Source organism: Oceanobacillus bengalensis (genome assembly GCF_003628445.1).
GTDB lineage: Bacteria > Bacillota > Bacilli > Bacillales > Amphibacillaceae > Oceanobacillus > Oceanobacillus bengalensis.
This window is the reverse complement of sequence record NZ_RBZO01000019.1, coordinates 25,792-37,769: the sequence shown is the minus strand read 5'-3', so window position 1 is coordinate 37,769 and position 11,978 is coordinate 25,792. Positions and strand designations below refer to the sequence as shown.

Sequence of the window (11,978 nt, the reverse complement as noted above, 5' to 3'; positions counted from 1 at the left end):
AACGCCCTGTCCAATAATCAGGCTTAAATATCATAACTAGAGGATTCTCGCTCTTCTTTCTTCTCTTCATTACCATTACCTGAATCTTCTTTTTTACCTTTGTCGTTCTTTTTATCTTCTTTGTTCTTGCCTATTCCTGATTCTTTAAGCATTGCCTGAATCTTTTCCATAAGCTGTGGCGTGTTATTTAATAATTTCTCATATAAATGTGTATGTTGGTCTAAGTGAACCATCTTAATACCGTTCTTACCAATAATTAGGAAAGCAATCGGCGTGATAGAAACGCCTCCACCACTACCACCACCGAAAGGTAGTTCTCCTTCTGAATCACCTTGTCCAAATTCACTACCACCTGCAGCAAATCCAAATCCTAGCTTCGATACTGGTATAATTATACTTCCATCAGGTGACTCTACGGGATCACCGATGATGGTATTCGCGTCAATCATATCTTTTAAATTTTCCATTGCTGTAGTCATTAGACCTTGAATTGGATGCTCACTCATTTGCTTTTCCTCCCTATTTTAATAACCGAATTACTTTAAGAATTCCGTGTATAGCTTGTCCCAATCTGATAGAAAACATACAATCTATATTCGTTTGAAAACACGCTTGTTGAAAAAATGGATTCACCCTGACTGCTGGTTGACAACCTAGTCTAATCTTTTCAATAATATATCCAAGAATCGACCCTTTTATTGCCCAAATGACACCACTGATTATTCCAGTCGAGCTTGCTTCCCCAGTACCTATATTCGTTGACCAATCCAGTTGATGTAGTTTCGTTCGATTTAGCAGAGTAGTTATCGCTTTATTTCCCTTTTTGAAGTTGGTATGGAAATTGTCTAGTTTAGTTGTAATCGAAGAAACGTCGAACTTCTGTGTGAATGGGATTTCTTCCTCCCTATCAGATAAGTCAATGGACCTTGATAGTTGAATATGAAGAATTTTTATAGAAACATTTAGTTCCTGCTCTTGATTTGTAAATGAATAATGTATAGAAATATATATTTTTAGAAAAAGTGACAGTAAGAAGAAGCATAATACAATTATGATAAGAATCAGCATGACCCAAAACACCTACTTTACAGTGAACAACATTAGAAAAGCGCAAGCGCCCGTTTAGCGACGTACGGACTGGACTGAGCCGTAGGAGATAAAGGAAACATGCCCCTTTATGGGGTATGCCGACGTTGGCGAATGCCTGTTCTTAGTCGGCCTTCCTTAAAACCTGAGTCGATGTTGACTTATCGTACGGAGGTGAGGGAAGTCTCGCTAGTCGCTGGGCGCTGGAGCTAGACAGCAATGCACAAAATTTTATACTTTCATAAAAAGAGTCTATTTCCATTTTTAGTCATAAATTCGTTTTTTAAACATTAGGAGAACAGATCATATGGTGTTAAGATGAAAGAAAAGACAAATTGTTAGGCGGAGGTTATACATATGTCAGAAAGAAACAATATTTACTTCTATTATCAAAAAGATGAAGATACAGAGAAAAAATTAGAACCTGTATTTAAATTAGCAAATAAAAATGGCTTTCAAGTGGTAGATGATGATAAGGAAGCAACAATTATCATTGGCGTTGGTGGAGATGGTATGTTCTTGCAAGCTATTCGGGAAACTGGTTACAGGCAAGATGCTATATACGCGGGAATTACCCCTGAGAATGTATCTAGTTTATATTGTGACTTCACTTTAGAGAATTTCAATGAATTATTACCAGCAGTATTACATGAGGAACTAGAAGTAAGACGATTTCCTGTTATCAAAGCGAAAGTTAATAACGGTAACAGTTTTTACTGCCTAAATGAAGTGACGATTCGTTCGACAATTGTAAAAACGATTGTAATCGATGTTTACATTGATAACCAGCACTTTGAAACATTCCGCGGCGATGGAATGGTTGTTGCCACACCAACTGGTAGCACTGCCTACAATAAATCGAATAACGGTGCTGTTATCGATCCACTGCTTCCTTGTTTTCAAGTGTCTGAAATAGCATCCATGAACAATAATAACTTTCGTACACTTGGATCTTCCTTCGTCTTAAGTAAGGGGCGTGTATTAACACTAAAAGAAGTGGAAGATGGGAATGATCACCCGATTGTGAGTTTTGACAATGAAGCACTTCCAATCCGAAAAATTAATGAAGTTGAAGTAACAATGGATGACATCGTAGTTAAAACTGTTAAATTAAAAAACAATTCCTATTGGGACCGAGTGAAGCGGATGTTTTTGTAAGGGTATTTGTAGAAGATTGTGTTTTTTAAAGTTTAACAATAGTTGATCCTAACTGCAACGTAACCGTAATAGATATAAACTGCGAAGTAACAATAATTTGGAAAATTTTCTTGAGAGAGCTTATCAAGTTCATTTGAAGAGAATTTTGCTCTATTTCAATCTTGAGAAGGCTTATCAAGTTCATTTCATGAGGGTTTTGCTCTATTTCAATCTTGAGAAGGCTTATCAAGTTCATTTCATGAGGGTTTTGCTCTATTTCAATCTTGAGAAGGCTTATCAAGTTCATTTGAAGAGAATTTTGCTCTATTTTAAGCTTGAGAAGGCTTATCAAGTTCATTTCATGAGGGTTTTGCTCTATTTCAATCTTGAGAAGGCTTATCAAGTTCATTTGAAGAGAATTTTGCTCTATTTTAAGCTTGAGAAGGCTTATCAAGTTCATTTCATGAGGGTTTTGCTCTATTTTAATCTTGAGAAGGCTTATCAAGTTCATTTCAAGAGAATTTAGCTCTATTTTAATCTTGAGAAGGCTTATCAAGTTCATTTCAAGAGAATTTTGCTCTATTTCATTCTTGAGAAGGCTTATCAAGTTCATTTGAAGAGAATTTTGCTCTATTTCATTCTTGAGAAGGCTTATCAAGTTCAACTACAAGGTTTTTATTAAAAAAAGTAAATGGGCTATTCCTATGAAGGAATAGCCCGAGCCATTTTTTATTAAGTTTTAATTAATGTTGTTGACCGCCAAATTGTTGCTCAGCCATAGATACAAGACGTTTAGTGATCTCTCCACCAACAGAACCGTTAGCACGAGAAGTAGTTTCGCCACCAAGTTGAACACCAAATTCTTGAGCAATTTCATACTTCATTTGTTCTAGTGCTTGTTCAGCACCAGGAACTACTAATTGATTTGAGTTATTACTGTTTGCCATGTTTGTTCACCTCCTTGGTACTTATAGAATGTGCACCAAGGGGAAAAACAATACACTTTACTTCCTGGAAGTTGCTGTCAGTTTGTCAAAATTCTTCCATGGGGTTGATTTATGAGCGCTAATTCAGGTTTATGGGCGCTCATCGCTTATCTATCTAATAAGGCGCCCCCATGATTTATAAGCGTACACAAACCAGTCCCAAGACATCGCTCTAAAAAAGATCACCGAACGATTCTTCAATTTCTTTTTTATCTGTAATTTTAATTGTTTCAATACCTTCAATTGCTTCATTAATTGACGCGGTAAAATCATGGGTTGATTCATAATAATTTACTTTTTCACGCTTTGGTTTTGTTTTTGGTGATTTTGGTACAAAAATCGTACAACAGTCTTCAAAAGGTAATATTGAAGTTTCATATGTGCCGATTTTCTCAGCAATATTAATTACTTCTAATTTATCCATCGTAACGAGCGGGCGGATAATTGGATAATTTGTAACCTCATTGATGGTATGCATGCTATCCATCGTCTGACTAGCTACTTGCCCGAGATTTTCCCCTGTCGTAAGAGAAAGAATATTTTCATTCCTACACACACTTTCTGCGATACGAAACATCATTCGGCGCATAATTGTCATTGCGTATTCATCTGGCATTTCACGAAATATTTCCTGCTGCAATTTCGTAAATGGAACGATGTGAACGTTAATAGACTTCCCATATTTCGTTAATTGTTTTGCTAAATCAAGCACTTTTTGCTTCGCACGCTCACTTGTAAATGGCGGGGAATGAAAATGAATCGCCTCAATTGCTACACCACGCTTCATTGCTAAGTATCCAGCCACAGGAGAATCAATACCACCTGATAATAATAATAGCGATTTACCAGAGGTTCCTACTGGAAGCCCACCCAAGCCAGGTACGATACTTGATGTGATATATGTCGCTTCTTTACGAATCTCTACTTTTACTTCAACGTCTGGATGATGAACATCCACGGTAAAGCCTTCCGTGTTGGACAGTAGATGACCGCCCAACATCTGGTTTAATGCTTGGGACCTTACATCAAAATCCTTGTTGATGCGTTTGACAGACACTTTAAATGTTTTCACGTCTTCTGCATTTCTTAAGGCATAAAGTGCAGCATCTTTTATTTTTTCAACATCATTCTCTACCTTAATAGCGAGACTTAAGCTTTGAATTCCAAATACTTTTTTACACTTTTCCATGACAGCTTTTGGATCATTTCCATTTAATAAAACAAACATTCTTCCCTGTGTTCGTTTTACCTTTGCATCTGGAAATTCTTTAATTTTCTGCCCGACATTATGTTGAAGCTTGTTAATAAATTGTTTAATGTTCTTTCCTTTTAATGCCATTTCTCCATAACGAATTAATATATGATCAAATTCCACTTGCATCTACTCCATTGCTTCTTTAAATTGTTTGATTGCTTTCTTTATAGCTTCCAGAAAAACTTTTATTTCATCCATCGTATTATCATACGATAAACTAATACGAAGTGCACTTGTCGATCTCTCTAATGAAAATCCGCATTCCGCTAAAACTTTGCTTTCATCTTTTAATTTGGATGAACATGCTGATTTCGTTGAGATAAATATATTCTGCTCACCAAGCATATGAATCATAACCTCTGGTTTGATACCTGGCACTGAAATATTTACAATATGTGGTGCAGCGTTCTTAGACGTATTAATGAAAACACCGTCTACTTCTTTGAGCTCCTTTACGAGATAAGCTTGCAGTTCATAAAGCCTGCCTACTTCTTTTTTCTCCCGCTCTACAATTAAACGAAGTGCTTTTACCATTGCAACAATACCAGCTAAATTTTCGGTACCAGACCTGATCGCATGCTCTTGATTACCACCATGAAATAATGGGAATAAGGTTGTATGTTTGTTAACATATAGCATACCTGTACCCTTTAAACCGTGAATTTTATGTGCTGAGAAAGAACATAAATCAATACCACTTCCGTCAAGCTTTAAAGGCACTTTACCTAGACCCTGCACATCATCTACATGGAAGAATAATTTCGGGTGTTGTTTAGCAATTTCGCCAATTTCCTGTATTGGTTGAATGGAACCCAGCTCATTGTTCACATGCATAATACTAATTAAAATCGTATCTTCACGAATAGCATTCCTTAAATCTTCTATTGAAATGACACCTTGCTGATTGACAGGTAAATAAGTAACTTCAAAACCTAATTTTTCTAATCCCTTACATGTTTCATATACAGATGGATGTTCAATTTCAGTTGTAATTATATGCTTCCCTCTACTTTGATGCTCAAGCGCAATCCCTTTAATTGCAATATTATTTCCTTCTGTTCCTCCAGATGTAAACACTATCTCACGGGGGGCAACTTGTAAAATATCAGCAGCTTGTATTTTTGCTGTTTTTAAAAGTTTCTCTGCTGTTCCTCCGAACTGGTGGATGGATGAGGGGTTTGCATAAAACTGTTCCGATACTTGCTGAAAGCTTTCAAGTACAGAAGGATCTGGTTGTGTTGTTGCACTATTATCTAGGTATATCATTATAAAACTCCTTACTGATCGTTTGTACCAATACAAAATGGAGGGCTGAACATTAAGAAGGAATCATCTAATCCATTTCTTAACGACAGCCCTATCCTCAATTATATATTAATTCCCCAGTTTCCTCGATATGCTTTAATGCTCCAGGTTCCACTTCTTCTATCGCTTTAGCTGCTGTTTCAAGCGCCAATTCATATTCGTATGAACGAAAGAGGCGTTCCGATTCTAACAATTTTGCGGCAAGGATCGGATGATTGCTTCGATATCTGTTCGCATATTGAATAACTCGCTCCGTTAAAAATGCTTGATCAAGCATGACATTGGTTTGTTCCATTGTTTGATCTAAAGCAAATTTTGCTTCCGTTAAAGCTTGTTGAACAAAATTCATATCCAGTGGTTTCTTACCTAAGGCATCGATTACCTTGCTGTTTTTATTTGTTGTATCTTCTATACTGTTCCAAATAAAAGATGGCACACCAGGTATATTGCTCTTCTTTAGCTTTCTGTTTAGATTATATAATTGTTTTCTCATATCATCAAGCCTATCACGTGCTTCTAATTCATCTTTACGAAGGGTGCGGACCCCTTCTTTAAATTCTTCAAGTGCCACTTCTAGATGCTCAATTTTTTCAAGTCCGCTATCCAATCGGTCACGTAATTCGGTGTGACCAATTTCCGTATCATTCATACCTGCACTTGTTTCTTCCAATTGTTCCCGTAAAGCATTAATTCCCTTCCCAAGTGATAGATACTTCTCCATATCACTGTCTTCAAGAAAATATGCCTTTTTCAATTCTTCTACTTCACTCTTTGTAACATCGAATTTATCACTTAGGTAATAAACCGTTTCTTGAAAGCCTGGCATTTTTGTTTCCAAATAGCTCTTCGCAATGGCCTCTTTTTCTAATAATTGATACATCTCTGAGATCCGTTCCTCAATTTCATTTAACATTCTTTCCGGTTCTTCTAAATCACCCTTCTCAAGAGATTGCATGAGATTGCTTAATTTAGCCTGGTAGGCTTGGATTTCTTTCTCAAATGCAAGGTGATTAACGCGATAGCCTTCTTCTTTCATTTCTTTAATACCTACAGAAAGATTATCTAATTGTGCAGGCAATTCATGTTTACAGTTTTTATAAATTGCTGGAAATTTTTCGATTTGCTCTTCTAATTCTTCTTCCCTCGTTCTGATCTCAATTACTAAGTCTTTTGCTTCTAAATAATTACCCGAATCTACAAGTTCGTGGTATTTACCAAACGCCTCTTCCAAACTGTCTATCTCCACTTCGAAGTGTAATTCCGCTTTTCCATATTGATAACGATTTTGCGATAGCGTCTTACGTAGTAACTTAATGGTCGGTTCTAGTTCTTCAACCTCTTTCCGACTTGTTTCTTCCGATTCTAACAGCTCTTCTAGACCATTCAATAGCTGCTCAATATCTTGTTCAATGGATTGTAAGATATTCTCAGCATCTTTTAAAATTTGTTTTGCTTTCTTTATACGAAATCTGTCTGCAGATTCCTCAGCATCAAATAAATGTTCCTCTATGTCTGGTAACTCTTTTGTAATGATTGATTCCCAGCGTTCTTTCCACGCCTCAAAACGTTCCTGTGTTTCTCCGGAAAGATTTAAACCTTTAATCCGGCTTAATTGGGATGCAATATCTCTTCCCATAATATCCAATTTCCAGTTTTCGTGTTTGTCCACAATGTCATAAATTCGTTTTCTTAAAATTAAACCAATAACTAATAATACGATAACAAGTAGAATGATTCCTATGATGTACTCCATAAAAAGCCTCCCAACCAAATTCCAAAAAAGAGGGTGTGTCATTATATTTTCACTTAATTTTTAGCAAGTTTTTTTCAAAAGATATTTTGTGCTACGATGTCTTTCTCTAGCACGGAAGCTTAACGAGACTTCCCTCACCTCATGATACGTTAAGGTGAGCATCGACTCCCTAAGATTTCATACGACTAAAGGCCTGGAAGTATATCGCTAAAGACACATGCACTTTTCTTATATATGTATTTTTTAAAATTATACATATATGATACCACGGATTCCCCACTTATGGCTAAAATTATACAAATAAATTCATAATTCGTCATCAAGATGTTAATAAGCAACTTTATTTTCTGTTCCAATGCCATTTTGATTAATTAATTGAATCCAATCTTGAATGATTTTTGTATAATTCTTTACGAAAAGTCGATGGGAATAATCCCCAATCACTTGATCCTTCCATTCCTTATGTAAAATATATGGTGTTATAAGCATTCCTTTTAATTGCATCAGTAAATAATGCTTTGTATCACTTCGAACACGCCCTTCAAGTGCATCAAAAAAGAACTTCTTAAGATAGAAGTTTTCCTTCGCCAGGTAGGTAACAGTAATTTCACGCACAAAGACTGAATCTAATGAAAGTTCACGTTGGATAAAACAAGACAATTGATAATTTGATTGTTTATAATGTATAATTGCTAAAATTAATGCATGTAATTTTTCAAGTGGAGTTAACGTTTCGGATTGTTTGATTGTATCTTCAATGGATGATAAATAATTTTCATAATAATTCGTAACAGCATATTCCAATAGTCCCTGTTTACTATTAAAATAGTAATTAATAGCCGAAATATTTACCGATGCCTTATTTGCAATATCACGTACCGAGGTCCCATTAAAGCCTTTTTGAAAAAATAATGAAGAAGCGGCCTTTATCACTTTTTCCTTTGATGGGTTATTTTTCACCATAATCAACTCCTTATTTCATAAATACGACATCGAAATGATTTATCCTGCCTTTTTCGCTCGACAAATAACGTATGCCTTGTCGAAACGTGAATCGTTCGAGCGAGGCATAAAAGCAAATTTAATACAGAAGGGAAAACAATCAATGTTTGAAACTAAATTATATTCTGGTGATAAGACAAAAGATTACGAGTTGTTGATTAAACAGCTTGTAGCACTAAGTGAGGATGAAAAAGATGCCATCGCAATATTGTCTAACGCATCTGCTTTACTCAATCAATTTCTAGATGATGTGAATTGGGTTGGGTTCTATCTATGGAAGGAAGACGAATTATTACTTGGACCATTTCAAGGGTTACCAGCATGCGTACATATCCAATACGGAAAAGGTGTATGCGGTACAGCTATAAAAGAAAGAAAGACACAAAGGGTTAGTGATGTTAATGCTTTCCCTGGCCATATTGCCTGTGATAGTGCCAGTAAATCGGAAATCGTCGTACCTATTATTATCAACAATCAAGTCTACGGTGTACTCGATATTGACAGTCCGAGCAAGAACCGTTTTGATGAAATAGATCAGAAATATCTTGAGGAATTTGTGCGTTCATTAGAGAATTTCCTGTAATAACCAGGATAAAAAAAACTAGCAGTATATCATACTGCTAGTTTTTTATTATTTGATTTTTCCCAGATTGTTTTGCCTTATAGAGTGCTTTATCGGAACGTAGAAAAAGGTTAACAATGGAGTCATTCTCCTTTTTATCCCAAGAAGATACCCCACAAGACACCGTTACGTGAGGGTCAGTTACCTCGCCAACCTGCTTTCTTACAAATTCAGCTATTTTCATACCATCTTGTATAGAAATGGCTGGTAAGTATATTGCCAATTCCTCCCCTCCCCATCTAGCAGGAATATCTTTTTCCCGGCTGAAGGAGCGCATGACATTTGCAACTTGTTTTATTACTTGATCCCCAGTGTGGTGACCATACTTATCATTTACCTTTTTAAAGTTATCAATATCAAATAATAATAACACTCCCTTTTCTCCCTGCTCCATGTCTTTATTAATTACTTCTTCAAAATAATTTCTCGAATAAAGACCTGTCAAATAATCCGTAATAACGGTTTTATGTAATTTTGCCTTCAAGTGCGCATTCATCATTGCAAGTGTCGCATGTTGGATAAAAGCTTCCATTAATTTAAATAGTTCAAATGTAAAATAATACATATCCTTATGTAGAATTACAGTAAGACCATGCCTATAACCAGAATAGTTCATTGGTATAGCCATAATCGATTGATAAGATGACTGTATACTCTTGTCAAACTTCCCGCTAAAAATAGATTCAGATTCAATCAAGGTCTTTTCAAAAAGTTGCTGAACAAATTTCTTTCCTTCTAATGTTTTAAAATACGCTGTACTTTCTGATTGGATTTCCAATTCGGCAAGCTTATACTCATCGAAATAGACAAAGCCTATTTCTGTTGGCTGACAGATGTCCATAATTTCCTTCTTTAAAAGCTTGGTAATCTCTGGTAATTCGAGTTTTGCATTTAATTGTCTTGAGAACTCGTTTATCAATGATAACGAGGATACTTGATGCTTCGAATTTTCATACAGGCTTGCTCTTTCAATAGCAATGCCAGCCAATCTTGAAAACTGCTTAATAAATTCGATTTGTTGCAATGAATTAGAATTATTTAATGGTATAATCATTTGCAGAACACCATATATTCCTTGTTTGCCACTTAAAGGTGCATATAAATACGTATTATTCTCCTCTAGACAGTCCTCCATCTGAAATTCACCGGTCATAAATGCCTTCGTGGACATACTTTTGGTGATATCATCATTAATTTCAAAGGATTTTATCGGTAAAGTAGTGTTTATCATTTCGTTGTCCTGTGCCAACAATAAATAATAGGAGGCGTTCGGATAAAGCATTTCAAGTGCATCAACGATTTGAATAAAAACTTTCTCCTTTTCGTTTTCAGAAAATAGCCTTGTACTTAAATGATATAAAGTCCGATGATTGTGTTCACTGTTCTTCAATTTATCCACTTTGTCAATTAGTGTAAGTAATTTGTCTGTTTCTTCTATAATAATATGTATTTCATTGTTGAAATCGTCATTATTACTAATAATTAATAATGTTTCCCCAAAATAAAGGCTATTCAAACCGGGCGATAAATAGTTTGAGAGAATTTCCTCTGTACGATGTATTGCATTATATGGTATTGTTTTTTCAGTTGACTGGCTAGGAAGAACGGAAGCTTCCGCCAATAAGTGATAGTTTTGGTTTTCTAAATTAAGTCGATAAAGTGCAACATAAGAGATGTCCAGAATGATATGTATTTGATCAACTAATTTCGCTAGCAAATCTTCTCTTTTCAGTGAATCACTTAAAAATTCAGAAAACAAATTGAAGTAAATCGTTTGTAGATTAACCGTGAGTTTTTCCATATATGATCACCCTATTTACTACATTTCATGTTATTTTTTTACTATCTATTAATTATACTGCAAATGATTCCATTTTCCTATAACAAGATTTTTTATTGACAACTTACATGATAAATTATATACTAGTCTTTGTGTAAAATAATTGGTAGCCTAAGTGAAACTGCGTTTGTTTTCATTTTGTTCCTTTGATGTGACGAAAATGTTCGTCACCGAGGTGTATCGTGTAACTCTCTGCTGCCAGAGCGATGGTACATGAAAACAAAATGAGCATGCGACTGAATCACGCTCGTTTTATTTTATGCAAATAAAACACAAAGGAGGAAATGTCCTATGTCACGTTATACTGGATCAGTATGGAAGAAATCACGTCGTCTTGGCATTTCATTAACTGGAACTGGTAAGGAATTAGATAAACGCCCTTACGCTCCTGGTCAACATGGACCGAACCAACGCAAAAAAATGTCTGAATATGGCATGCAAATGCAAGAGAAGCAAAAATTACGCTTCATGTATGGATTGAATGAACGTCAATTCCGCAACCTATTCAATAAAGCAGGTAAAATGAAAGGTATTCATGGTGAAAACTTCATGGTTTTACTTGATTCTCGCCTTGATAACATCGTTTACCGTTTAGGACTTGCTCGTACTCGTAGACAAGCTCGCCAATTGGTAAACCATGGTCATATTACTGTTGACGGAAGTCGCGTTGATATTCCATCATATTCTGTTAGCCCAGGTCAAGTAGTTAGCGTTCGTGAAAAATCAAGAAATCTTGATATCATTAAAGAAGCTATCGAAGTTAACAATTTCGTACCTGAATATTTAACTTTTGATGCTGACAAATTGGAAGGTACTTTCTCTCGTTTACCTGAGCGTTCAGAACTTCCAGCTGAAATTAATGAATCACTTATCGTAGAGTTCTACTCTCGTTAATAACATTTCAGTCTAGAATGCAACGACTAAAGAGTCCCAAACCCTTGAGATATATTAAGGTTTTGGGACTCTTTTTATTGTTTATGCTTTGTGGAATT

12 protein-coding genes are annotated in these 11,978 nt (G+C 35.6%); 3 read left to right on the top strand and 9 right to left on the bottom strand.

Features of this window, described 5'->3' with window-relative positions:
- Positions 1 to 23: 23 nt before the first annotated feature.
- Together ytfJ and D8M05_RS12395 are read right to left on the bottom strand one after the other, a co-directional pair.
- The gene (ytfJ, locus tag D8M05_RS12400; protein WP_121132250.1) at positions 24 to 506 is read right to left on the bottom strand and encodes a GerW family sporulation protein; all 483 of its coding nucleotides are present in this window, start codon (positions 504 to 506) and stop codon (positions 24 to 26) included.
- A 13-nt stretch (positions 507 to 519) separates the two neighbouring features.
- Positions 520 to 1,068 (bottom strand): DUF2953 domain-containing protein, encoded by a 549-nt coding sequence (locus tag D8M05_RS12395; RefSeq protein WP_121132248.1) that lies wholly within the window; start codon positions 1,066 to 1,068, stop codon positions 520 to 522.
- 375 nt (positions 1,069 to 1,443) lie between these two features.
- Here D8M05_RS12395 and D8M05_RS12390 point away from each other — a divergent pair, with 375 nt between their 5' ends.
- Positions 1,444 to 2,244 (top strand): NAD kinase, encoded by an 801-nt coding sequence (locus D8M05_RS12390; protein WP_121132246.1) that lies wholly within the window; start codon positions 1,444 to 1,446, stop codon positions 2,242 to 2,244.
- A gap of 25 nt (positions 2,245 to 2,269) precedes the next feature.
- On the opposite strand, the gene D8M05_RS12385 is transcribed toward D8M05_RS12390, so the two are convergent.
- The 6 genes from D8M05_RS12385 to refZ form a co-directional block, all read right to left on the bottom strand.
- Entirely contained in the window at positions 2,270 to 2,887 is a 618-nt protein-coding gene (locus tag D8M05_RS12385) for a hypothetical protein (protein ID WP_121132244.1), read from the bottom strand.
- A gap of 79 nt (positions 2,888 to 2,966) precedes the next feature.
- Positions 2,967 to 3,170 (bottom strand): alpha/beta-type small acid-soluble spore protein, encoded by a 204-nt coding sequence (locus D8M05_RS12380; protein WP_121132242.1) that lies wholly within the window; start codon positions 3,168 to 3,170, stop codon positions 2,967 to 2,969.
- A gap of 211 nt (positions 3,171 to 3,381) precedes the next feature.
- The gene (gene thiI / locus D8M05_RS12375; protein WP_121132240.1) at positions 3,382 to 4,584 is read right to left on the bottom strand and encodes a tRNA uracil 4-sulfurtransferase ThiI; all 1,203 of its coding nucleotides are present in this window, start codon (positions 4,582 to 4,584) and stop codon (positions 3,382 to 3,384) included.
- Positions 4,585 to 4,590: 6 nt separating this feature from the next.
- Positions 4,591 to 5,730 carry a cysteine desulfurase family protein gene (locus D8M05_RS12370; protein ID WP_121132238.1) on the bottom strand — a complete coding sequence of 380 codons (1,140 nt, stop codon included), beginning with the start codon at positions 5,728 to 5,730 and terminating at the stop codon, positions 4,591 to 4,593.
- 97 nt (positions 5,731 to 5,827) lie between these two features.
- The gene (gene ezrA / locus D8M05_RS12365; protein WP_121132236.1) at positions 5,828 to 7,522 is read right to left on the bottom strand and encodes a septation ring formation regulator EzrA; all 1,695 of its coding nucleotides are present in this window, start codon (positions 7,520 to 7,522) and stop codon (positions 5,828 to 5,830) included.
- Positions 7,523 to 7,849: 327 nt separating this feature from the next.
- Entirely contained in the window at positions 7,850 to 8,485 is a 636-nt protein-coding gene (refZ, locus tag D8M05_RS12360) for a forespore capture DNA-binding protein RefZ (RefSeq protein WP_121132234.1), read from the bottom strand.
- Between the two features lie 142 nt (positions 8,486 to 8,627).
- Between refZ and D8M05_RS12355 the strand changes: the two genes are divergently transcribed.
- Positions 8,628 to 9,107 carry a GAF domain-containing protein gene (locus D8M05_RS12355; RefSeq protein ID WP_121132232.1) on the top strand — a complete coding sequence of 160 codons (480 nt, stop codon included), beginning with the start codon at positions 8,628 to 8,630 and terminating at the stop codon, positions 9,105 to 9,107.
- 37 nt (positions 9,108 to 9,144) lie between these two features.
- Here the strand turns inward: D8M05_RS12355 and D8M05_RS12350 are convergent, their stop codons facing one another.
- The gene (locus D8M05_RS12350) at positions 9,145 to 10,947 is read right to left on the bottom strand and encodes a sensor domain-containing diguanylate cyclase (protein ID WP_121132230.1); all 1,803 of its coding nucleotides are present in this window, start codon (positions 10,945 to 10,947) and stop codon (positions 9,145 to 9,147) included.
- Positions 10,948 to 11,277: 330 nt separating this feature from the next.
- Between D8M05_RS12350 and rpsD the strand changes: the two genes are divergently transcribed.
- On the top strand, positions 11,278 to 11,880 hold the full coding sequence (rpsD, locus tag D8M05_RS12345) for a 30S ribosomal protein S4 (protein ID WP_121132228.1): 603 nt from the start codon (positions 11,278 to 11,280) through the stop codon (positions 11,878 to 11,880).
- Positions 11,881 to 11,978: the final 98 nt, after the last annotated feature.

What these genes read in the sequence shown, in the direction of transcription:
- ytfJ (WP_121132250.1), bottom strand. Translation starts at nt 506, where the DNA reads ATGAGTGAGCATCCAATTCAAGGTCTAATGACTACAGCAATGGAAAAT.
- D8M05_RS12395 (WP_121132248.1), bottom strand. Translation starts at nt 1,068, where the DNA reads ATGCTGATTCTTATCATAATTGTATTATGCTTCTTCTTACTGTCACTT.
- D8M05_RS12390 (WP_121132246.1), top strand. Translation starts at nt 1,444, where the DNA reads ATGTCAGAAAGAAACAATATTTACTTCTATTATCAAAAAGATGAAGAT.
- D8M05_RS12380 (WP_121132242.1), bottom strand. Translation starts at nt 3,170, where the DNA reads ATGGCAAACAGTAATAACTCAAATCAATTAGTAGTTCCTGGTGCTGAA.
- D8M05_RS12370 (WP_121132238.1), bottom strand. Translation starts at nt 5,730, where the DNA reads ATGATATACCTAGATAATAGTGCAACAACACAACCAGATCCTTCTGTA.
- ezrA (WP_121132236.1), bottom strand. Translation starts at nt 7,522, where the DNA reads ATGGAGTACATCATAGGAATCATTCTACTTGTTATCGTATTATTAGTT.
- refZ (WP_121132234.1), bottom strand. Translation starts at nt 8,485, where the DNA reads ATGGTGAAAAATAACCCATCAAAGGAAAAAGTGATAAAGGCCGCTTCT.
- D8M05_RS12355 (WP_121132232.1), top strand. Translation starts at nt 8,628, where the DNA reads ATGTTTGAAACTAAATTATATTCTGGTGATAAGACAAAAGATTACGAG.
- D8M05_RS12350 (WP_121132230.1), bottom strand. Translation starts at nt 10,947, where the DNA reads ATGGAAAAACTCACGGTTAATCTACAAACGATTTACTTCAATTTGTTT.
- rpsD (WP_121132228.1), top strand. Translation starts at nt 11,278, where the DNA reads ATGTCACGTTATACTGGATCAGTATGGAAGAAATCACGTCGTCTTGGC.